This window comes from Actinobacillus vicugnae (assembly GCF_901687125.1).
Taxonomy (GTDB): Bacteria; Pseudomonadota; Gammaproteobacteria; order Enterobacterales; family Pasteurellaceae; genus Actinobacillus; species Actinobacillus vicugnae.
In genome coordinates this window covers 1-21,570 of record NZ_CABFJY010000013.1, presented here as the reverse complement: position 1 = coordinate 21,570, position 21,570 = coordinate 1, and the positions used below count along the sequence as shown (strand labels likewise).

At 41.1% G+C, this 21,570-nt stretch carries 19 protein-coding genes and 1 tRNA gene; 14 read left to right on the top strand and 6 right to left on the bottom strand.

Going from position 1 to position 21,570, the window contains the following annotated elements; genetic code table 11:
• Positions 1-117: 117 nt before the first annotated feature.
• Positions 118-4,014, bottom strand: a complete 3,897-nt coding sequence (gene purL / locus F8M47_RS04575; RefSeq protein WP_150539004.1) for a phosphoribosylformylglycinamidine synthase — start codon at positions 4,012-4,014, stop codon at positions 118-120.
• 184 nt (positions 4,015-4,198) lie between these two features.
• Between purL and F8M47_RS04570 the strand changes: the two genes are divergently transcribed.
• From F8M47_RS04570 to F8M47_RS04545, 6 genes are all read left to right on the top strand, one after another.
• Positions 4,199-5,035, top strand: a complete 837-nt coding sequence (locus F8M47_RS04570; RefSeq protein ID WP_150539003.1) for a ChaN family lipoprotein — start codon at positions 4,199-4,201, stop codon at positions 5,033-5,035.
• A gap of 39 nt (positions 5,036-5,074) precedes the next feature.
• Positions 5,075-7,315 carry a TonB-dependent receptor domain-containing protein gene (locus tag F8M47_RS04565; protein ID WP_150539002.1) on the top strand — a complete coding sequence of 747 codons (2,241 nt, stop codon included), beginning with the start codon at positions 5,075-5,077 and terminating at the stop codon, positions 7,313-7,315.
• A 21-nt stretch (positions 7,316-7,336) separates the two neighbouring features.
• Positions 7,337-8,170, top strand: a complete 834-nt coding sequence (locus F8M47_RS04560; RefSeq protein WP_150539001.1) for a heme/hemin ABC transporter substrate-binding protein — start codon at positions 7,337-7,339, stop codon at positions 8,168-8,170.
• On the top strand, positions 8,163-9,149 hold the full coding sequence (locus F8M47_RS04555) for a FecCD family ABC transporter permease (protein ID WP_150539000.1): 987 nt from the start codon (positions 8,163-8,165) through the stop codon (positions 9,147-9,149). Before F8M47_RS04560 ends, F8M47_RS04555 begins: the two co-directional genes overlap by 8 nt.
• A complete protein-coding gene (locus tag F8M47_RS04550; RefSeq protein ID WP_150538999.1) occupies positions 9,146-9,952 on the top strand; it encodes a heme ABC transporter ATP-binding protein in 807 nt (268 codons plus the stop codon). The genes F8M47_RS04555 and F8M47_RS04550 overlap by 4 nt, the downstream gene beginning before the upstream one ends.
• A 191-nt stretch (positions 9,953-10,143) precedes the next feature.
• Positions 10,144-10,785: a YagU family protein gene (locus F8M47_RS04545; RefSeq protein ID WP_150538998.1), complete on the top strand. Its 642-nt coding sequence runs from the start codon at positions 10,144-10,146 to the stop codon at positions 10,783-10,785.
• Between the two features lie 57 nt (positions 10,786-10,842).
• Here F8M47_RS04545 and F8M47_RS04540 read toward each other — a convergent pair whose 3' ends face one another.
• The gene (locus tag F8M47_RS04540; RefSeq protein WP_150538997.1) at positions 10,843-11,793 is read right to left on the bottom strand and encodes a TAXI family TRAP transporter solute-binding subunit; all 951 of its coding nucleotides are present in this window, start codon (positions 11,791-11,793) and stop codon (positions 10,843-10,845) included.
• A gap of 163 nt (positions 11,794-11,956) precedes the next feature.
• Here F8M47_RS04540 and F8M47_RS04535 point away from each other — a divergent pair, with 163 nt between their 5' ends.
• From F8M47_RS04535 to mscL, 4 genes are all read left to right on the top strand, one after another.
• Positions 11,957-12,565, top strand: coding sequence for a YigZ family protein (locus F8M47_RS04535; RefSeq protein ID WP_150538996.1), 609 nt, complete (start codon positions 11,957-11,959; stop codon positions 12,563-12,565).
• Between the two features lie 105 nt (positions 12,566-12,670).
• Positions 12,671-14,149 (top strand): TrkH family potassium uptake protein, encoded by a 1,479-nt coding sequence (locus F8M47_RS04530; RefSeq protein WP_150538995.1) that lies wholly within the window; start codon positions 12,671-12,673, stop codon positions 14,147-14,149.
• A gap of 22 nt (positions 14,150-14,171) precedes the next feature.
• Complete coding sequence (hemG, locus tag F8M47_RS04525) at positions 14,172-14,699, top strand: menaquinone-dependent protoporphyrinogen IX dehydrogenase (RefSeq protein ID WP_150538994.1); 528 nt, start codon at positions 14,172-14,174, stop codon at positions 14,697-14,699.
• 108 nt (positions 14,700-14,807) lie between these two features.
• Complete coding sequence (gene mscL / locus F8M47_RS04520; protein ID WP_150538993.1) at positions 14,808-15,203, top strand: large-conductance mechanosensitive channel protein MscL; 396 nt, start codon at positions 14,808-14,810, stop codon at positions 15,201-15,203.
• A gap of 131 nt (positions 15,204-15,334) precedes the next feature.
• Here the strand turns inward: mscL and hslU are convergent, their stop codons facing one another.
• The 4 genes from hslU to gloA2 all read right to left on the bottom strand — a co-directional run bounded on the left by hslU (position 15,335) and on the right by gloA2 (position 18,692).
• The gene (hslU, locus tag F8M47_RS04515) at positions 15,335-16,660 is read right to left on the bottom strand and encodes an ATP-dependent protease ATPase subunit HslU (RefSeq protein WP_208790027.1); all 1,326 of its coding nucleotides are present in this window, start codon (positions 16,658-16,660) and stop codon (positions 15,335-15,337) included.
• A 142-nt stretch (positions 16,661-16,802) separates the two neighbouring features.
• Complete coding sequence (gene hslV, locus F8M47_RS04510) at positions 16,803-17,324, bottom strand: ATP-dependent protease subunit HslV (RefSeq protein ID WP_005613306.1); 522 nt, start codon at positions 17,322-17,324, stop codon at positions 16,803-16,805.
• A 76-nt stretch (positions 17,325-17,400) separates the two neighbouring features.
• A complete protein-coding gene (gene sfsA / locus F8M47_RS04505) occupies positions 17,401-18,114 on the bottom strand; it encodes a DNA/RNA nuclease SfsA (RefSeq protein ID WP_150538991.1) in 714 nt (237 codons plus the stop codon).
• Positions 18,115-18,299: 185 nt separating this feature from the next.
• On the bottom strand, positions 18,300-18,692 hold the full coding sequence (gene gloA2, locus F8M47_RS04500) for an SMU1112c/YaeR family gloxylase I-like metalloprotein (protein WP_150538990.1): 393 nt from the start codon (positions 18,690-18,692) through the stop codon (positions 18,300-18,302).
• 96 nt (positions 18,693-18,788) lie between these two features.
• On the opposite strand from gloA2, the gene mutY reads away from it, so the two are divergent.
• The 4 genes from mutY (at position 18,789) to F8M47_RS04480 (ending at position 21,520) form a co-directional block, all read left to right on the top strand.
• Complete coding sequence (gene mutY / locus F8M47_RS04495) at positions 18,789-19,934, top strand: A/G-specific adenine glycosylase (RefSeq protein WP_150538989.1); 1,146 nt, start codon at positions 18,789-18,791, stop codon at positions 19,932-19,934.
• 2 nt (positions 19,935-19,936) lie between these two features.
• Positions 19,937-20,212 carry an oxidative damage protection protein gene (locus F8M47_RS04490; protein ID WP_150538988.1) on the top strand — a complete coding sequence of 92 codons (276 nt, stop codon included), beginning with the start codon at positions 19,937-19,939 and terminating at the stop codon, positions 20,210-20,212.
• A 16-nt stretch (positions 20,213-20,228) separates the two neighbouring features.
• Positions 20,229-21,320 (top strand): membrane-bound lytic murein transglycosylase MltC, encoded by a 1,092-nt coding sequence (gene mltC, locus F8M47_RS04485; protein ID WP_150538987.1) that lies wholly within the window; start codon positions 20,229-20,231, stop codon positions 21,318-21,320.
• Positions 21,321-21,444: 124 nt separating this feature from the next.
• Positions 21,445-21,520, top strand: a tRNA-Phe gene (locus F8M47_RS04480).
• Positions 21,521-21,570: the final 50 nt, after the last annotated feature.

Here is a 21,570-nt window from a genome sequence, read left to right as displayed (position 1 = left end):
CACAGAGCGTCTTAACTTCGCACGATTCCGCATAGTAGCAAGCGGCAAGCGGTCGAATTTCAGCTGAAATTTGCAAATAACAATTTGCCTGTTTTATGGGTAGATTGTTTTATTCATCTACCCCAATACCACTCTCGCATTTCTAAACAAACGCATCCAAGCTCCATCTTCTGTCCAGTCCTCTGGGTGCCAAGAGTTGCTTACCGCGCGGTAAACCCGTTCTGGATGTGGCATCATAATGGCGACTCGTCCATCACTGTTAGAAATCGCTGTGATACCGTTTACTGAGCCATTCGGGTTGGCTGGGTAAACTTCGGTTGGTTGGAGATTATTGTCGATATATTGTGCAATTACCAATTTTTGTGCGGTTAAACCTGCAAGTTGTTGCGCAGATTTAAATTCCACTTGCCCTTCACCGTGTGAAACGGCGATTGGCATATGACTACCTGCCATGCCTTGGAACCAGTGGCTGTTGGTTTCGTTGATTTTCACTAAGCCAACACGTGCTTCAAAGCGTTCTGATTTATTGCGCACAAAGCGAGGCCAGTTTTCTGTGCCTGGGATAATTTCCGCAAGGTTTGAAACCATTTGGCAACCGTTACATACACCTAATGCAAGGGTGTTTGAGTTGGCAAAGAATTGACTAAATTGTTCACGCAACATTGGGTTGAATAAAATGGATTTCGCCCAGCCACCGCCAGCACCAAGTACATCACCGTAAGAGAAGCCACCACAAGCCACTAACGCATTGAAATCTTTGAGATCGCGTCTGCCAGACATTAAGTCAGACATATGTACGTCAATTGCATTAAAGCCCGCGCGGTCGAAGGCGGCTGCCATTTCGTAATGGCTGTTTACGCCTTGCTCACGCAAGATCGCAATGGTTGGTTTAGCACCTTTGTTGATAAACGGTGCGGTAATATCTTCATTTATGTCATAGGTTAAGAACGCTGATAATCCTTTGTTATTTGGATCTTTTTTGGTTTCAAACTCTTGATCTGCACATTCTGGGTTATCGCGTAGGCGTTGCATTTGGTGAGTTAATTCCGCCCAAATGCCACGTAATTCTGAACGTTTTTCATTAAGTAGTTTGAGACTACCACGGCTAATAACAAAGCGATCGTCTGAATGCACTGTACCAAGATCTTTAGTGACGCCAAGTAAATGGTGTGCATTTAGTACTTCACGAACACGGTTGAGATCAACATCTTTCACTTGAATCACTGCGCCTAATTCTTCGTTAAATAACACCGCAAGATCGTCATCACCTAATGCTGAAATATCAATTTCTACACCGCAGTTGCCCGCAAATGCCATTTCTGCAAGCGTTGTAATTAAACCACCGTCTGAACGGTCGTGATAAGCGAGTAATTTATCTTCTGCGACTAATGTTTGCATTGCATCAAAGAAGTGTTTAAGCGCTTCTACGTTTACCACATCGGCTGGCTTATCACCCAGTTGTTTATAAACTTGTGCTAATGCCGTTGCGCCTAAGCGATTTTTACCTTCGCCTAAATCAATTAATAGTAAGCTTGATAAGCCTTTATCAATGTGAAGTTGTGGGGTCACGGTTTTACGTACATCTTCCACACGAGCAAAGGCTGAAATAACTAATGAAAGCGGTGCAGTTACTGATTTTTGTTCGCCATCCTCGATCCAAGTAGTACGCATTGACATTGAATCTTTACCCACAGGAATAGTAATGCCTAGCGCAGGGCAAAGCTCTTCACCGACTGCTTTTACCGCTTCGTACAGACCCGCATCTTCGCCTTCGTGACCTGCTGCGGACATCCAGTTTGCAGATAATTTAATACGTTTAATATCACCGATATTGGTTGCGGCGATATTGGTGATTGACTCTGCTACAGCAAGACGTGCAGAAGCACCAAAATCTAATAATGCCACTGGTGCACGTTCACCCATTGACATGGCTTCACCATGATAGCTATCAAGACTAGCAGTAGTAACCGCACAGTTCGCTACAGGAATTTGCCACGGGCCAACCATTTGATCACGCGCCACCATACCTGTTACCGAGCGGTCGCCAATCGTGATTAAGAAGGTTTTTTCAGCTACCACAGGTAAACGTAATACTCGATGGAACGCTTCTTTTAATTGAATTTGTTGGCTATCAAGCGGTTGATTTTCAACAGATTTTGACACCACATCACGGTGCATTTTCGGGGTTTTACCGAGTAGCACATTCATTGGTAAATCAATCGGATTATTGCCGAAATGATCGTCTGCTAAAGTTAAATGTTTCTCTTCAGTAGCTTCACCAATTACCGCAAATGGTGCACGTTCACGTTCACAGAGTTCGGTAAATAACGCTAATTTTTCTGGCGCAACGGCTAATACATAACGCTCTTGCGATTCGTTACACCAAATTTCGAGCGGAGACATACCTTTTTCGTCACAAAGGATTTTGCGTAAATCAAATTTACCGCCACGTTCTCCATCATGCACCAGTTCTGGCATTGCGTTTGATAGACCGCCCGCCCCCACGTCATGGATAAATAAAATTGGGTTGTCTTCGCCTAACTGCCAGCAACGATCGATGACTTCTTGGCAACGACGTTCCATTTCTGGGTTTTCACGCTGAACTGAAGCAAAATCTAAATCTTCTTTTGATTTACCTGAAGCCATTGAAGAGGCGGCACCACCACCTAAACCGATATTCATTGCTGGGCCACCCAATACGATTAATTTAGCGCCAACAGGAATTTCGCCTTTTTGCACATGATCAGCACGAATATTACCAATACCGCCTGCGAGCATAATTGGTTTGTGGTAGCCACGCACTTCTTCACCTGCAAAGCTATTTACTTTTTCTTCATAGGTACGGAAATAACCTAATAACGCTGGGCGACCAAATTCATTGTTAAAGGCTGCACCGCCTAATGGGCCCTCAATCATAATATCTAAAGCAGAGGCAATACGATTTGGTTTGGAAAGCGGGGCTTCCCACGGCTGTTCAAAGTTTGGAATCACAAGGTTAGACACCGAGAAGCCCGTTAAACCTGCTTTTGGTTTTGCGCCACGACCTGTTGCACCTTCGTCACGGATCTCACCGCCAGAACCTGTTGCCGCACCAGGGAATGGTGAAATGGCGGTTGGGTGGTTGTGGGTTTCCACTTTCATTAAAATGTGTGCATCTTCTTGGTGTACACGGTATTGCCCATCTTGATCTGGAAACCAACGACCAACCGTTGAACCTTTCATTACCGCTGCATTATCTTTATAGGCAGATAACACATGATCTGGCGTTTTCTCAAAGGTGTTTTTAATCATTTTAAATAATGATTTTTCTTGTTTTTCACCGTCAATCGTCCAATCCGCATTAAAGATTTTGTGGCGACAATGCTCAGAGTTTGCCTGTGCGAACATATAAAGCTCAATGTCGTTCGGGTTACGTTGTAAAGCGGTGAAATTTTCGACTAAATAATCAATTTCATCATCGGCTAACGCTAAACCTAAATTTACGTTCGCTTCTTCAAGCGCTTTACGACCACCATTTAAAATATCTACAGTAGTGAATGGCTTTGGTTCTTGTTGCGCAAATAAATTTGCCACTTGTGCTTCGTTATCTAACACCGTTTCTAACATACGGTCGTGTAATAAGCCTTTTAAGGTTTTAATTTGTGCCACTGTTGGCTCTGCACTAAATTCAAAATAGTACGCTAAACCACGCTCAATACGGTTTACCGCTTGTAGACCACAGTTGTGCGCAATATCAGTCGCTTTTGAAGACCATGAAGAAATGGTGCCAATACGAGGCGTTACGATTAAGCACAAACCTGTTGGCTCATGTTCTACTAGTGTAGGGCCGTAATGTAAAAGTTCTTTAATTTCAGCCGTTTGCGTTTCATTAAGCGGGGCATTTAAATCGACAAAATGCACATATTCAGCGTAAACCGATTTAACGGGGAGCGCCTGTTGTTGGAATTTGGTTTGGAATTGGTTAAGACGAAATTCAGAGAGAGCTGGGGAGCCACGAAAGATTTGTACAGTCATTGTTGATTCCGTATTTGAAAAAATAAAAAATTTGTCGTTATTATAGTTGATAACGCAAACGTTTGCATTGTAAATTTTTAAGCAAATAACTTGAAAATAGGTGGTAATTTGACGTATATCCTTGAAATTCCTAACACTATAAGCATAATGAAAATTATTTTTATTATTATTTAATTATGTTTATATGCTAAAAAAATTTTCGTTATTGCTCGCTATGAGCATTTTTTTATTTGGTTGCGCTCAAAAAGCCGTTTCGGAAGCGCAATTACATTCACTTGGCCACATTATTGATCTGAAAACTAAGCAAACTATTTCGCTCACTGAATTGCTTACCCGCCTTGCTACTTACACCTATGTATTAATTGGTGAAGAACATGACCAGTTCGTTCATCATCAAATCGAAAGCTACCTAGTGCAAAATTTAGAGCAAAAACGACCGCTTGCAGCGGTGGTAGTAGAGATGTTGGCTGTTGATCAACAAGCACAAGTCACACAGCTTCAAACTACCCGAACCCCACTTTCTGCACAACAAACCGCCCAACAAATTGACTGGCGCAATTGGGACTGGAAACTGTATCAACATTTTATCCTCAGCCGATTGGCTTCTCGCACACCATTGGTTGCAGCTAATTTAACCGATGCAGAAATACAAACGCTGTATACGGGCGCTAAGCCGTTACGTGGCAAAATTTCAACTGCGCCACAAGTGCAACAGCAATTAACGCAATTGATTCAGCAACATCACCCAATGCAACCAGAATTGCTGGCTAAAGCGTTGAGCGTACAGCAATTTCGTGATCGCCGTATGGCGGAAATGTTGGTAAAAAATGCCAAAAATTCGACCGCTTACACAGTATTAGTCGCAGGCAATAATCATGTGCGTAAAGACTTAGGCGTACCACTTCATTTACAAGATTTTGACCCACAAAACCAAGCCAAAACTATTTCGATCATGCTCAAAAGTCAGCGTACAGAGCCTGTCACGTTGCAACAAGCCGATTACGTTTGGTTTACCGAATAACATTAACCACAATCATAATTATATTATTAAGGAGAAAGAATGAAATTAACTCGTTTAAATCAATTTATTATCAGCAGTTTAGCCAGTGCGACTAGTTTAGCTTGCGGGGCAACGGAGCAAGGTTTGGCACTCGATCCCGTGTATGTGTTAGAAAAAAATCAAACAAATGCTAATTTTGAATCATACGGCAAGGTGAATGCAACCAGTAGCCGTAGCGTAGGCGATAATGCTATGCAAAATCTGGATAGCGTTGTGCGCTCGATTTCGGGGGCTTATACCCAAATCGATCCTGGTCAAGGTGCGGTTAGTGTAAATATTCGCAATATGACGGGTTTAGGGCGAGTGAATATGATGATCGACGGTGTGCCACAAACCCAGCTCGGCACGTCTGCTAATGGTGGTGGTAAATTTCATGAAGGTAACGGACCAATAAGCCAATTTGGAGCGTTAATCGATCAAAATTTTCTTACGCGAGTGGATGTGAATAAAGGGCATTCTGACGGTTCGGCGGGAGTGAATGCGCTAATGGGGAGCGCTAACTTCAAAACAATTGATGCGGAAGATGTGCTATTAGCTGAACGAAAAATTGGTGCTTTAACGAAATTAAATATTGGCAATAACGGCTTGGGGCGCAATGGCATGCTGGCGGTGGCAGCAAAAGAGAATTTGTTTGAGACAGGTAGCCTCAGTGGCTTGTTCGCCCTAAGTAAACACAAATTAACTCAAAGTTATACTCGTGGTGATGGCTCTCGTTCGGAAGAGGCAAGCTATCTAAGCGGTTTAGAACAACAACCTCGTTCTTACTTAGCCAAAATTGCATTTAACCCACAGCAAAACAGTGAATTTAAACTGTCTCGCCGAGTGTATCACAACAATATTGGCGGACGAGAAATTGCTAACTATACCAATGCATTTGAAGCAAAATATGCTGCACATCCGTGGCTCAATTTACATTTACTCACCTCTAATGCTAAAACTACACAGTTTTATAACCAAGGGGCGACACTCTGGACACTAGACGACGCTGCAACGCTAAATCGAGCGAAAACCTTCGATCTACACAACAATGCTAAATTTGATTTTGGACATAGCAAATTAGACTTAACCATTGGTTTCAATTGGTTTAGCAATAACTATGTGCGTAATTTGCCCGTTAATGAAAAAGGTAATAACAGCGGTGCGGTCGCAAATGCCGCTTTTGCGCCACAGGGTAAACAAAAAATTAAATCACTTTATTGGAGTGGTACGCTAGAAGCAGGCATTTTTAGTTTGAAAGCAGGCGCTAACCATTCGTACTACCGCTTAACAGGCAATAAACCTGAATGTGATGTGGACGACGCAATTTATTGCGTGCCGTCTTGGCAAGTGAATGTAGACCGTAAATATCATTCGATTGATCCTTCAGTAAATTTATCAGCAAAAGTGACCGCTTGGTTTGAACCATTTGTGGAATATGCCAAAACCACTCGTGCGCCAAACGTGCAAGAAATGTTTAACACCAGTCGTAATGGGCTAAGTGTGAATCCATTCTTACGTCCAGAAAGCGCCAAAACTGTGCAGGCAGGCTTTAATATCACTCAAGATCAACTGTTCAGCAGTAACGATATGTTAGGGCTGAAAGTGGTTTATTTTAACTCGCACATTGATAACTATATTTTTAAGGAATCGTTCTACGGCTGTGCCAATCATTTATGTAACGATCTGAATTTATCCGATGATGATTTGCAGGTTCAACTCTATGTAAATTCACCAGGCAAAGTGAAAAGTAAAGGATGGGAAGTAGAACTCAATTACGATGCAGGGCATTTTTTCAGTAACCTATCTTACACACGTAGCGCAACCACTGCACCAACTTCCGTTGGAGCAATTATTTTAGGCGGCTTCGGTACAGAATCTTATACAGTGCAACCTAAAGATCACGCCACTTTAGAACTTGGCACTCGCTTGTTAGAGAAAAAACTCACACTCGCTACCACTTTTAAATACACAGGCAAAGCCCATCGTGTGCATATTGAAGGTGTAGATTCAGACGGCAAACTCATGATTGAACGCTTACCCAAAATCCCTGTGATTATGGATTTTTATGCAAACTATAAGCTCAATAAACACGTTACCTTAAAAGCAGGCGTGCAAAACTTAATGAACAAAAATTATCTCGATGCGCTGAATTCGTATAACTCTTCTACTCAAGAAGATTACGACTATGATACAGGCTTATACAAATTCAGTAATACCGCTCGTGGCAGAACGTATACCGCAGGTGCAGAAATCCATTTCTAGGCGAATCAGGAGAAAAAACAGATGAAATTGGTAAAATTTTGGGCTTTTTTGACCGCTTATATTGCGAGCAATCCAAGCTTTACACAGGAAAGAATGATCAGTATTGGCGGTGATGTTACTGAGATTATTTATGCCCTCGGCGCACAACAAGCTTTGGTTGGGCGAGATAGCACCAGTATCGCCCCGCTTGAAGCGCAAAAGCTACCCGATGTTGGCTATATGCGCCAATTAAATGCAGAAGGCATTTTGGCGCTGAAACCCACTAAAGTGATTAGCTCTGAAGTGGCACAACCTTCGGTGGTGTTTGAGCAACTTAAAAATGCAGGGGTGGCAGTTGAGCGAGTGCCATTTGAGTATTCGCCTGAAAGTGTAATTAACAAAATTCACCACATTGGTGCTTTAGTGGATAAGCCTCAACAAGCGGCCGAATTAGCTGAAAAATTTGCAAGTGAGCTGAAATCGGTAAATAACACTCCGCTTGATGTGCGTGTGTTATTTATTCTCAACCATGCAGGCTCAAACTATATGGCAGCGGGGCAAAACACCGTGGCTGATACAGCTATTCGTTTAATTGGTGCGACCAATGCGATGCAAAATAGCGTGCGTTTTTCACCGATTTCGCAAGAGGGCGTGGTTGCTGCTCGCCCTGATTTATTGGTGCTGACCAAAATGAGTTTGGAAAGTTTAGGCTCGCCCGACAACGTGTGGCAATTACCAGGTATGGCGCTTACTCCAGCAGCGAAAAAGAAAAACGTTGTGGTAGTAGATGATTTAGCGGTACTCGGCTTTAGTCTGACTACACCTACTGAATTACTAAAAATGCGCCAAGCGGCTGAACAGGCTCAACATGACTAAAACAGTTTGGTTAATCGGTTTAGCGGTAGCGCTCTTGCTCAGTGGTATATTGGCTGCCAATTTCGGTGCGCTTTCGATTAGTTGGATGGATTTGTGGTCGCTTTCATCTGACGATAGCCAATGGCAAATTTGGTTTAATATCCGTTTGCCCCGCATTTTGCTTGCGGTTTTAGTTGGTGCAGGGCTGGCGATTGCAGGTACGTTATTTCAAGGCTTATTCCACAATCCAATGGCAGATCCTGCACTGATTGGCGTAAACAGTGGCGCTTCATTAGCGGTCGCATTGTTTATGCTAATGCCGAATATTTTGCCAGAACAATGGCTATTATACGGCACGATGTTTGTCGCTTTTATAGGCAGTATGTTAGTCGCTAGTCTGATTTATTTGTTGGGCTATCAAGGGCAAGCTTCTGTCAATAAATTGTTGTTAGCGGGAATCGCAATTAATGCGCTTTGCTTTTCATTAGTTGGGATCTTGACCTATGTGAGCAATGACCAACAATTGCGCCAATTTAGTTTATGGACAATGGGAAGCCTTGGGCAGGCACAGTGGCAATCGCTGCTAGTGGCAAGTATTGTAATGATTCCAACCGCTGTTTTTGCATTAAGCCTTGCTCGTGCACTTAATTTACTACAATTGGGGGAAGAAGAAGCGCATTATCTCGGAGTAAATGTCGTGCGCCTGAAAAAAGCATTAGTACTAAGCGGGGCGTTATTAGTGGGATGTGCGGTGGCGGTCAGTGGAGCAATTGGCTTTATCGGTTTAGTGATTCCACATTTGGTACGCTTTAAATTTGGTGCTGATCATCGCTGGGTGATTCCTGCTTCTGCGATTTGTGGCGCAATGTTATTGCTGTGGGCTGATAGTTTGGCTCGCACAATGGTTGCCCCCGCAGAAATTCCTGTGGGAATGCTGACCAGCTTTCTCGGTGCGCCTTACTTTTTATGGCTAGTGATTAAATATAAGGAACAGCAATGACTTGCAAAAAAATTGCGAAAGTTGACCGCATCACTGAGGTGCTAAGCGCTAAACAGCTTGGCTATCGTATTGCTGAACGCACCATTTTACAAGCAGTTGATTTATCGTTAAAAAGCGCAGAAATTAGTGTATTAATTGGGGAAAATGGAGTAGGTAAATCCACCTTATTGCGTTTGTTGGCAGGCTATTTGCCTGTAGCGGAGGGCGAGATTTGGTTGAATCAGCAAAATTTAGCTAAATTTCGACCGCTTGCACTCGCTAATCAACGCGCAGTCATGCAACAACATAGCCAAATCAACTTCCCATTCTTGGCAGAAGAAGTGATCAAAATGGGTGTCTATCAGCGAAAATTCAGCGAACCAGATTTTGCAGAAGTGGTAAATGCCACTGAATGCCAAGCATTGCTAAACAAACAATATCGATCGCTGTCTGGTGGAGAACAACAACGCATTCAACTGGCACGGGCATTATTGCAATTGTGGCATAAAGATATGCAAGGCAAAGTGTTATTTTTAGATGAGCCAACTTCTGCATTTGACTTACATCATCAGCAACAATGTTTACGCTTATTGCGCCACTTATGTGATGAACGAGGGCTGAGTGTGTGTGCAATTTTGCATGACCTTAATTTAGCCGCCTTATATGCAGATCAGTTTTTTTTGCTGGCAGAGGGCAAAATCCAAGTGCAAGGCAGCCCACAAGCGGTCATAAATCAACAAAATATTGCAAAATGGTATCATTCAGAAGTAGAGGTCGTACCCCATTGTGTGCAATCGGTGCCACAAGTGATGTTATTACGCTAACTACTTGATATGTCAGTCAATGCAAGCTTATAGAATTTTTTTAAATTTTAAAAAAATTCTATAAAAATTACGTCTTTCGAGGCAAATTAGATTGCAATTTATATTCATTTGGCGGAGAATAATACAGAATTTTGAAATACAATTTCATAAATATTCGGTTTCGTTTTAATTTTCGCTTATAGGATATGAATATGAGTTTTTTCGAACAAACTAGCCCGAATCGTCGTCGTTACGGCTTAGCGGTATTTATCGGTATTATCGCAGGAATTATTTCTGCATTCGTAAAATGGGGTGCAGAACATCCATTCCCACCTCGCAGTCCTGTTGATTTATTTACTTCAGCTTGTCCGCAACCTGTGTTAGATGCATTAAATTCTGGCACATTAGCAATGAGTAGCGTATTAGAACAATGTTCACGTGCGGTATTAAATCCACCAGCAGTTTTCTTACGTGATTATATCGGTATTGATCCTTATAACACTGTCGCATTTACTTTTGCAGATCACTCATTTAACTCAATCGGTGTAACACATATGATTTTCTCGTTAGTGTTTGCAATCGGTTACTGCTTAGTAGCGGAAGTATTCCCGAAAATTAAATTCTGGCAAGGTATTGGCGCAGGTATCATCGCAAACATCTGTGTACACTACATCACATTCCCAGCGTTAGGTTTAACTCCACCTGTTTCAGAATGGCCATTATACGAGCATATTTCAGAAATGGTTGGACACATTTTCTGGTTCTGGAGCATTGAGGTGATCCGTCGTGACCTACGCAACCGTATTACTAAAGAACCTGATGCGGAAGTGCCGTTAGAGCAACCATTCCGTTAATCTCTCAAAGCTAACCACGGAACACTTAAATCACTTATGTTCCGTGGTTTTTTATTATTACAACCAACCTCTTTCTTTATAATATTTCACTGCGCCTGAATGCAATGGCGCTGAAAGTGCATTTTTAATCATCTCTTGTTCAGATAAATGTGCAAAAGCAGGATGCGATTTTTTAAAACGTGCGAAATTTTCAAATACTGCTTTTACCAACGTATAAACTTGCTCATCGCTCACATCGCTTGAACTCACCAAAGTTGCATAAACCCCGAAAGAATCGACCGCTTGTTTCACATTTTTGTAAACATTGGCAGGAATGGTTGCTTTAGCGTAATAGTTTTGTTGAGCAACTAATTTGCTTACTACATCATCTGCCACAGGTACTAACCGAATATCGCAACTACGAGCGGTTTCTTTTAACGCCACATTTGGGTGACCGACGTTATAGCTGATTGCGTCCACATTTTTCTCGCATAGTGCTATCCCCATTTCTGCGGGAGTAAGCTTGAGTGCCTCTTTAAAATTCGCCTCTGTCCAGCCTTTAGTTTTGAGTAGCACATTCATGGTTGCTTGAGTACCCGAACCATCAACCCCCACATTTACTTTTTTACCTTGTAAATCATCAATGGTTTGAATAGTTGAATCATTACGCACTACCAGCGTGAACGGCTCTGGATAAATCGAAAAAATCGCACGCAATTTGTCGTTTTGCTTGCCTTCAAATGAACTCGTACCGTGATAAGCGTGATATTGCCAATCCGATTGCACAATGCCCATCGCTAATTGGCCATTAGCGATTTTGTTGAGATTATCCACCGAAGCATCGCTGGCAAGTGGCTTACAAGCGGTCTGATTTTCGCTACGATTTACCAACTGGCAAATTGCATTACCTGTTACGAAATAAAGTCCTGTATCACTGCCTGTGCCCAGCGTAATTGGCGTTTGTTCTGCTTGTGCGAAACTGGCTAGCATTGCGCTTACCAATAACGAAAGTTTTTGTGAGATTTTCATAAAATTTCCTCAAAATAAAATAGTGTTTGCCGCTTGAAGATATACTTTTTTGTACAAAATATGCAACTTTTTTCTTGGTTTTTTCAGCAAAAGTGGTCTGTTTTCGGCAAAATTTCGCAAATTCGGGTATCATCAACACTTTATTCAGTAACACTCGAAACCTATGGAATATTTTATCCCGCAGCAGACGGTTATTTTTGAAGAAGAAATCAAAAAAAGTCGATTTATTACTTACCTACGCCATACAGAAGGTATGCAACAAGCAAAAGCATTTTGGGCTGAGATGAAAATGTTACACCCGCAAGCACGCCATTGGTGCTGGGCAACGGTAGCAGGAATGCCAAATGACTCGCAACAATACGGTTTTTCGGATGATGGTGAACCATCTGGCACAGCAGGTAAACCGATGTTGAATTATTTGCTAGGTTCGGGGTTGGGTGAAATTAGTGCGGTGGTGGTGCGTTATTATGGCGGTATTCAGCTTGGTACGGGCGGTTTGGTCAAAGCTTATGGTGGCGGAGTACAACAAGCGCTACTACAAGTAGCAAAACAACGCAAAGTATTGCGCCAAAATTACCGCTTAGCGTGTGAATACGATCAATTTAATACATTACAGCATTTGATCAATACTTATGATATTGAGTTAGTTGATCAGCAATTTGCAGAACACATCGAATTATTACTTGCAATTAATCCAAGCGAATACGAAATATTTTCTGAACAGGTTACACAACGTTTTGCAGGAAAAATCAGCATCTCGAAAGTTAAATAAATCTTAATTCGCTTATATTCTCTTACAACGAAACGCCCATTATGGGCGTTTTTTTGTTAAAATCTCGTCCTATTTAACCGCTTATCTAAACACTTTGAGGGCTTTGTGCAATTTTTAACGATTATCCGCATTGTTGGTATTTTGGTCATGAGCTTTTCCGTGACCATGCTGTTACCTGCTTTTATCGCACTAATTTATGGTGATGGTGGCGGACGAGAATTCCTACAATCATTTTTACTAACCTTCTCGGTTGGTGCGGTGTTGTGGTGGTTTTGTCGCAACCACAAACAGGAACTACGCTCAAGAGAAGGCTTCTTAATTGTGGTACTGTTCTGGGTGGTACTCGGTTCATTAGGAGCTGTGCCATTTATTATTTTAGAACACCCAAACCTTAATTTTAGCGAGTCAATTTTTGAGTCATTTTCGGGTTTAACCACCACGGGGGCAACAGTGATCACAGGCTTAGATAGCCTACCAAAAGCGATTTTATTTTATCGCCAATTCCTACAATGGCTCGGTGGTATGGGGATCATCGTATTGGCGATTGCAATTATTCCGCTGATCGGTTTGGGTAAGTTATACCGTGCAGAAATGCCTGGGCCGTTAAAAGATCAAAAAATGCGCCCTCGTATTGCCGAAATTTCTAAATTACTTTGGCAGATTTATTTCACCCTTACCGTGCTATGTGCATTGGCATTCAAGATGGCGGGAATGACTTGGTTTGATGCGATTTGTCATAGTTTTTCGACAATTGCAATTGGCGGTTTTTCAACCCATGATGCGAGTATGGGCTATTTTAATAGCGGTACGATTAACGTGATTACCGTCGTATTCTTATTGATTTCGTCTTGTAACTTCGGTTTGCATTTTGCACTTATCGATCGCTTAAAAGATAAAAATAATAAACGCGCCAATAATATTTTCAAACGTTTGTATTGGAAAGATTACGAATTCCGTTCATTTACTTTGATACAACTAAGTCTATTTTTAATTTGCTTGGCGGTATTAAGTGGCTATAACTATTTTGAAAATGCTCAAATCACCTTCCAACAAGCATTGTTTCAGTCGGTGTCGATTTCTACCACGGCAGGCTTTACCACCAATGATTTCAGTCAATGGCCGTCATTTTTACCGATTTTATTAGTGTTAGCGTCGTTTATTGGCGGTTGTGCTGGCTCAACAGGGGGGGGCTTAAAAGTGATTCGAGTGATGTTGTTATATTTACAAGCAAACCGAGAAATTCACCGCTTTGTGCATCCAAATTCGGTTAAGCCAATTAAATTAGGTACGCATATTTTTGCAGATCGCATTGAAGAAGGTATTTGGGCATTTTTCTCTGCTTATGTTTTTGTGTTTCTAATGTGTTGGCTAGGTAGTATTGCATTGGGTATGGAAACCTTTGATGCCTTTAATGCAGTGATTGCCTCATTAAATAATCTAGGACCTGCGCTTGGTAGCGTGAGCAGTAATTTTACGCAAGTGCCTGATGGCGCTAAATGGGTACTCACAATTGCAATGGTATGCGGACGTTTGGAAGTGTTTACCCTACTGGTAATTCTCAGCCCCGTGTTCTGGAAAGACTAAAAAATAAAAACAGAATGAATAAATGAAAACGCTAATTCTCTATTTCACGACCGATGGTCAAACCCTACGTATCGCTGAAAGGCTCGCGCAAGAAATTACCCACGACGTGGAATTAATTTCGCTTAAGCAACAAGCGGTCGATTTCGCCGAAAAACTTGCAAGTGCTGATCAAATTGTGATTGGCGCTTCCATTCGCTATGGGCATTTTAACCAAGCGGTCTATCAATTTATCGAACAATATCACCCTGTATTAAACCAAAAGCCGTCTGCATTTTTCAGCGTAAATTTAACCGCTCGTAAAGACAATCGTAAAACGCCTGAAACCAACGTGTATACCCGTAAGTTTTTAGCAAAAATTGACTGGAAGCCAACGCAAGTGGAAGTGATTGCAGGCGCCTTATTGTACCCTCGCTATTCACTGTTTGATCGCCTTTGTATTCAGTTGATTATGAAACTCACCAAAGGTGAAACCGATGCAAGCAAAGAATACGAGTACACAAACTGGCAACAAGTTGCACAATTTGGACAAAGATTAAACAAAGCTCGCTGAGTGTAAATTTTGTTAAATGTATTAATTGTATTTTAACGATTGCTTTATAATCGCCCGCCGTTGCCCAATAGTGGGCATCGAGTGTGTTTATTTTTAAAGGAAAAGCAAATGAGTATCTTAAAAGAATTCCGTGAATTCGCAGTTAAGGGTAATGTAGTAGATATGGCTGTCGGTGTGATCATCGGTGGCGCATTTGGTAAAATCGTATCTTCATTAGTAAATGATGTAGTAATGCCACCTATTGGTTGGTTAATCGGCGGTGTAGATTTTAAAGATCTTGCAATCGAAATCGCACCAGCAAAAGAAGGTGTTGAAGCAGTAATGTTAAAATACGGTGCATTTATCCAAAACGTATTTGATTTCTTAATTATTGCAATTGCAGTATTCGGTATGGTTAAAGTAATTAACAACCTTAAAAAACCCGCTGTAGTAGAAGAAGCACCCGCTGAGCCTTCAGCAGAAGAAAAATTATTAACAGAAATCCGTGATTTATTAAAAAAATAATCAGGGACAAAAAAGGGCGAGCTTACTCAGCTCATCTTACCTAGGAAATAAAATAGCGAGCACTCTGCTCGCTATTTTTTTAATCAGTTTATAGAAACAGTAAGGGCAGGTATGTTACCTGCCCTCAAACGTTAAAGAATAAAACGACTTAAATCTTCATTCTCAACCACATCATTTAACGCTTCTGAAACATATTTTTCATCAATGGTAATTTTCTCACCTGAGCGTTCGCTTGCATCAAATGAAATACCATCCATTAAGCGTTCTAACACGGTGTGTAAACGGCGTGCACCGATATTTTCTGTTTTTTCGTTTACACGGAAAGCTGATTCAGCAATTTTGCTGATACCGTCTTGGGTAAACTCAATTTCTACACCTTCGGTTTTCATTAACTCACGATATTGCAATGTGAGTGACGCATTTGGCTCGGTTAAAATACGTTCAAAATCTTCTTTGGTTAGCGATTTTAATTCAACACGAATTGGTAAACGACCTTGCAATTCTGGTAATAAATCCGATGGGCGAGCCACTTGGAATGCACCTGAACAGATAAATAAAATATGATCGGTTTTTACCATACCGTGTTTGGTATTTACGGTTGAACCTTCAATAATTGGTAATAAATCACGCTGAACACCTTCGCGAGAAACATCACCGCCTGAATGTTCGCTCTTCTTACAAATTTTATCGATCTCATCAATAAACACGATACCGTGCTGTTCAACCGCTTCAATCGCTTGCTGTTTTAGCTCTTCAGGATTAACTAATTTCGCCGCTTCTTCGTCCAACATCACCTTTAACGCATCTTTGATTTTCATTTTGCGTTTTTTGGTTTTGTTTGGCGACATACCTTCAAATAAAGATTGAAGTTGCGAAGTCATTTCTTCCATACCTGGTGGAGTCATGATTTCCACGCTCACTTGGGCGCTCACATCAATTTCGATTTCTTTGTCATCTAATTGACCTTCACGCAATTTTTTGCGAAAAGTTTGACGGGTTGAAGTGTTATCGCTTTCTTGCACATTTCCCCACTGATCTTTCGCTGGTGGCAATAACACGTCCAAAATACGATCTTCAGCCGCATCTTGCGCACGCATACGATTTTTTTCGACCGCTTGTGATTTAACTAGTTTTACTGCGACATCAGTAAGGTCTTTGATAATTGAATCTACTTCTTTACCAACATAGCCTACTTCGGTGAATTTCGTTGCTTCTACTTTGATAAATGGAGCATTAGCTAATTTTGCTAAACGGCGAGCAATTTCAGTTTTACCTACACCAGTTGGACCAATCATCAAAATATTTTTTGGTGTGACTTCTTGGCGTAGCACTTCTGGTAACTGCATTCTTCTCCAGCGGTTACGCAAGGCAATTGCTACCGCGCGTTTCGCTTCGTTTTGTCCGATAATGTGTGCATCTAATTCCGACACAATTTCACGAGGGGTCATTGACATAATTTTTTATTCCTTCTAAATAACTCCCCTCTTTAGCAAAGAGGGGTGGGGGAGATTTGGCAGAAGAACCTTACGCTCATACGCAAATTTAACATTGTTATCAAATCTCCCCTAACCCTTCTTTCCTAAAAAGGGGGATTTTTTCTTAAACTTCTTCAATCACGTGATTATGATTGCTGTAAATATCAATATCGCCAGCAATTTTTAACGCTTCAGCCACGATTTCTTTCGCTGATAAATTATTTTGAGTGCGTAGTAATGCAAGTGCGGCGGCTTTGGCATAATTACCACCTGAGCCGATTGCAAGTACATCTTGTTCTGGTTCAATCACATCGCCTGATCCTGAAACCAATAAAAATTCACTTTCATTTGCCACAATCATCATTGCTTCTAACTTACGCAGTGAGCGTTCAGTACGCCATTCTTTTGCTAATTCAACCGCTGATTTAATTAAATGGCCTTGGTGTAATTCTAATTTTTTCTCAAATAAATCACGTAAGATAAACGCATCTGCAGTCGAGCCTGCAAAACCTGTTACGACTTTATCTTTATACATACGGCGCACTTTGCGTACCGTGCCTTTTTCTACACAGTTACCTAAGGTTGCTTGTCCGTCACCGCCAATAGCGACTTTACCGTCTTTGCGAACACATACTATTGTTGTCATGTTAAATTCAATCCTTTTTTTAGGGAAAAACTGGCTGTTAAATGGGGGATGGTTTCGATTTTTCAAGGACAAGCGGTTAGATTTCACAAGAAATTTGCAAATTCATCGCTACGGGTACGTTTTCAGAAAATTCAATTTGTGCTTTATATGCCAACACTTTTACCCCTGCTTGTTTCGCTCGTTCAAATAATTTTGCATATTCAGGATCAATATGTTCCGCAACGGCAAAGCGCTGGATCCCTGTGTGTAAAATCGCAAAAAATATGACCGCTTGTTGTCCCGATTGCGCAATGCTGGTGAGTTCTCGTAAGTGCTTTTGTCCTCGCACTGTTTTCGCATCGGGAAACATTCCTACTCCATGTTTGGCTAGTAAGGTGGTTGATTTCACTTCTACAAAGCAATCTGGCTGATGTTCCGCTTTTAGTAAAAAATCAATACGGCTGTTTTCCGCACCATATTTTTGCTCGGGCAAAATAGTTTGATAATGTGCCAGTTCAGCGATCCATTGTTGCGTAAGCGCTTCTTGTACGAGTTGATTCGCTCTTTGGGTATTTACGCAAATAAAATCGCCCGCTTGGGTTTCGGTTAGCTCCCAAGTGTGGGCGTATTTGCGTTTCGGATTATCAGAAGTCGAAAACCAAACGGTATCGCCTGTGATTGCACAGCCAGTCATTGCCCCTGTGTTTGGACAATGTAAGGTAATTTGCTCTCCGTTTGGCAACAGAATATCGGCTAAAAAACGTTTATAACGTTTGATTAATTTACCGTGTGAAAGAGAAGGAAATTGCATAATAACCTTTGATTTATAAAGAAAAAAACCGCTTTTTGCAAAGCGGTTTTATGTCAAACTGATTAACGGTTGGTCAGGCTGTTATTACCCGACTGGTCCTTAGGTAATAACTTAAGCACCAACTACACGGGAGGCATTCGCTTGCCGCATTTTTACTATAAGTCGAGTTGCTTAAATTTTCAACCTTAAATTTCATAGAACTCAAGAGGCAAGCCGTCTGGATCTTTAAAAAAGGTGAAGCGTTTCCCCGTAAGCTCATCAATCCGAATTGGTTCACATGCCACTGCATTTTTCTGCAAAAATTCGACCGCTTGTTGCACATCTTTTACTTTAAATGCCAAATGGCGCAAGCCGCACGCTTCTGGGCTATTTGGGCGTTTGGGTGAATTCGGAAAACTAAATAATTCAATTTGCGAACCATCGGCAAAGCGTAGATCTAGCTTATAGCTCTCACGTGCCGCACGGTAAGTTTCTTCAATAATTTCTGCACCGAGAATTCGAGTATAGAAATATTTTGAGGTGACGTAATCGCTGGCAATAATAGCGATATGGTGAAAACCAAGAATGGGGGTTGTCATAAATTTCCTTGTAAAAGTTTTGCAAAAAAACTGTTAAAAATGACCGCTTAGGTTATGATGCACAGCTTAATTTAATTTCCAATAAAAAGGCTTTCAGTGAAAATAAAATTGCAGTTCCCGCTGGCACAATCAGACCCGCATCAACCTTTTGCTAAAGCAGTGTTAGCATGGTTTGCACAGTATGGGCGTAAACATTTACCTTGGCAACAAAATAAAAGTCTGTACGGCGTTTGGTTGTCAGAAGTGATGTTGCAACAAACACAAGTGGCGACCGTTATACCTTATTTTGAACGCTTTATTGAACGATTCCCAACAGTAACGGACTTAGCTAATGCACATATTGATGAAGTGTTGCATTTATGGACGGGCTTGGGCTATTACGCCCGTGCCAGAAATTTGCATAAAGCGGCACAGCAAATTCGAGATAAATTTCATGGTGAATTTCCAACAGGTTTTGATGACGTGTTAGCATTATCTGGTGTGGGACGAAGCACCGCTGGCGCGATTTTGTCTTCTGTGTTAAATGCACCACATCCGATTTTAGATGGCAATGTCAAGCGAGTGCTATCTCGTGCATTTGCGATTGAAGGTTGGAGCGGTGAAAAAATCGTTGAAAATAAGTTATGGCAATATGCGACACAAGTAACACCAAATGATCAGGTGGCAGATTTTAATCAGGCGATGATGGATCTCGGTGCGATGATTTGTACTCGTAGCAAACCAAAATGTGGTTTGTGTCCTCTCGCAAATTTGTGTGAAGCAAATCGCCTTGCCGCATGGGATAAATACCCTGCGAAAAAGCCAAAGAAAGTGTTGCCAGAACGTCAGGCTTATTTTTTGATTATTAAATCAGGCAATAAAATTTTACTAGAACAACGTGAAGCGAAAGGACTATGGGGCGGTTTATATGTGTTTCCTCAATTTGATGATTTAGAGACATTGAAGCGGTTTATTTCATTGGAAAATTTGCAAATTTCACAGCAGTTGATTGCATTTCGTCACACATTCAGCCATTTTCATTTAGATATTACCCCTGTTTTGGTAGAGCTAGATTTGCCCAAAAATACTGAAAATCAACCGCTTGTTGTACAAGAAAAAAGCGGAAATTATCGTCTTTCAGTATCCTCAACTGCTAATTATTGGTATGATTTGCAATTACCGAGCGAAATAGGTTTGGCGACCCCCGTAAAACGTATTTTGGACGAACTCAGTTTAACGCTAACTAGCACTAATAAGGAATAAAAATGGCTCGTACTGTATTTTGTGAATATTTAAAACAAGAAGCTGAAGGCTTAGATTTTCAACTTTACCCAGGTGAATTGGGTAAGCGTATTTTTGATTCTATTAGTAAACAAGCGTGGTCGGAATGGATTAAAAAACAAACGATGCTCGTGAATGAAAAAAAATTAAGTATGATGAACCCAGAACATCGTAAATTGTTGGAAACAGAAATGGTGAGTTTCTTGTTTGAAGGCAAAGAGGTTCAGATTGATGGTTATGTTCCCGTCGAACAGAAGTAAAAGGTATTGATTTTTAATGAAAAAATATACTAAGTATTTACCGTTATTATTGGTAATTCCGTTCTTAGCTGCTTGTGGTAGTAGCGCTAAAAAAGTAAAAAGAACTAAAACAAAAGTGGATTACACCAAAGACACTAACGGTTTAGATATTTTAACAGGACAATTCTCGCATAATATTGATGATATTTGGGGAAGTAATGAACTGTTAGTGGCAAGTAAAAAAGACTACGTAAAATATACCGACCAATTTTACACACGTAGTCATATTTCATTTGAAGACGGTCAGATCACGATTGAAACTTTAGGTGACCAAAACCGTTTACGCAACAGTATTATTCACACCTTGTTAATGGGTTCAGACCCAAAAGGGATCGACTTATTTGCCTCAGGTGATACGCCAATTAGTAATCGTCCGTTCCTTGCTGGACAGGTAAATGACCAATTTGGACGAGATATTAATAATATTGCGATTGCTAACGATTTTGCGAGTTATTTAATTCAAAATAAAGCACAAACTCGCCGTTTACAAAACGGGCGTACCGTGACTTATGTGACAATTAAAATGGTGGCAGGACACATTGAAGTGCGTGCCCGTCAATATTTACCATTAGTGCGTAAAATGGCAAAACGTTACGGCATTGAACCAAGCCTTATTTTAGGGATTATGGAGGTGGAATCAGCCTTCAACCCATATGCGGTGAGTTATGCGAATGCAATTGGTTTGATGCAAGTTGTACCTCGTACAGCTGGACGTGATATTTTCGCCCGTAAAGGTTTTGGTGGTCAACCAGATCGCGCTTATTTATATAATCCTGAACAAAATATTGATGCAGGTACTTTATATTTAACAATCTTGCGTGATGAATATTTAGAAGGGATTACCAACCCAACCGCAAAACGTTATGCAATGATTTCTGCGTATAACAGCGGTGCAGGTGCAGTATTAAAAGTATTCGATTATGATAAATATGATGCGATTGATCGGATTAATGATCTTTCGCCAGATGCGGTTTATCGGATTTTGACGACAGCGCATCCATCTAGCCAAGCCCGAAATTACTTGAAAAAAGTAACAAAAGCGCGAGAGAAATATTTACACGTTCGATAATTTGTTGTTTTTTAAAGCAAAAAGTATAAAAAAAACTCGTTTAAGCAGACTTTTTTAAATTTTTGAAAAAAGTGTTTGACGAAGCGGGGTTAAATCAGCATAATGCACCCCGCAACAAGACGTTGCCTCGATAGCTCAGTCGGTAGAGCAGGGGATTGAAAATCCCCGTGTCGGTGGTTCGATTCCGCCTCGAGGCACCATCTATTCCTCCTTAGTTCAGTCGGTAGAACGGTGGACTGTTAATCCATAT

What these genes read in the sequence shown, in the direction of transcription:
- F8M47_RS04545 (WP_150538998.1), top strand. Translation starts at nt 10,144, where the DNA reads ATGAGTTTTTTCGAACAAACTAGCCCGAATCGTCGTCGTTACGGCTTA.
- F8M47_RS04490 (WP_150538988.1), top strand. Translation starts at nt 19,937, where the DNA reads ATGGCTCGTACTGTATTTTGTGAATATTTAAAACAAGAAGCTGAAGGC.
- mscL (WP_150538993.1), top strand. Translation starts at nt 14,808, where the DNA reads ATGAGTATCTTAAAAGAATTCCGTGAATTCGCAGTTAAGGGTAATGTA.
- F8M47_RS04560 (WP_150539001.1), top strand. Translation starts at nt 7,337, where the DNA reads ATGAAATTGGTAAAATTTTGGGCTTTTTTGACCGCTTATATTGCGAGC.
- mltC (WP_150538987.1), top strand. Translation starts at nt 20,229, where the DNA reads ATGAAAAAATATACTAAGTATTTACCGTTATTATTGGTAATTCCGTTC.
- sfsA (WP_150538991.1), bottom strand. Translation starts at nt 18,114, where the DNA reads ATGCAATTTCCTTCTCTTTCACACGGTAAATTAATCAAACGTTATAAA.
- purL (WP_150539004.1), bottom strand. Translation starts at nt 4,014, where the DNA reads ATGACTGTACAAATCTTTCGTGGCTCCCCAGCTCTCTCTGAATTTCGT.
- gloA2 (WP_150538990.1), bottom strand. Translation starts at nt 18,692, where the DNA reads ATGACAACCCCCATTCTTGGTTTTCACCATATCGCTATTATTGCCAGC.
- F8M47_RS04565 (WP_150539002.1), top strand. Translation starts at nt 5,075, where the DNA reads ATGAAATTAACTCGTTTAAATCAATTTATTATCAGCAGTTTAGCCAGT.
- F8M47_RS04535 (WP_150538996.1), top strand. Translation starts at nt 11,957, where the DNA reads ATGGAATATTTTATCCCGCAGCAGACGGTTATTTTTGAAGAAGAAATC.
- hslV (WP_005613306.1), bottom strand. Translation starts at nt 17,324, where the DNA reads ATGACAACAATAGTATGTGTTCGCAAAGACGGTAAAGTCGCTATTGGC.
- hemG (WP_150538994.1), top strand. Translation starts at nt 14,172, where the DNA reads ATGAAAACGCTAATTCTCTATTTCACGACCGATGGTCAAACCCTACGT.
- F8M47_RS04570 (WP_150539003.1), top strand. Translation starts at nt 4,199, where the DNA reads ATGCTAAAAAAATTTTCGTTATTGCTCGCTATGAGCATTTTTTTATTT.
- F8M47_RS04550 (WP_150538999.1), top strand. Translation starts at nt 9,146, where the DNA reads ATGACTTGCAAAAAAATTGCGAAAGTTGACCGCATCACTGAGGTGCTA.
- F8M47_RS04555 (WP_150539000.1), top strand. Translation starts at nt 8,163, where the DNA reads ATGACTAAAACAGTTTGGTTAATCGGTTTAGCGGTAGCGCTCTTGCTC.
- F8M47_RS04540 (WP_150538997.1), bottom strand. Translation starts at nt 11,793, where the DNA reads ATGAAAATCTCACAAAAACTTTCGTTATTGGTAAGCGCAATGCTAGCC.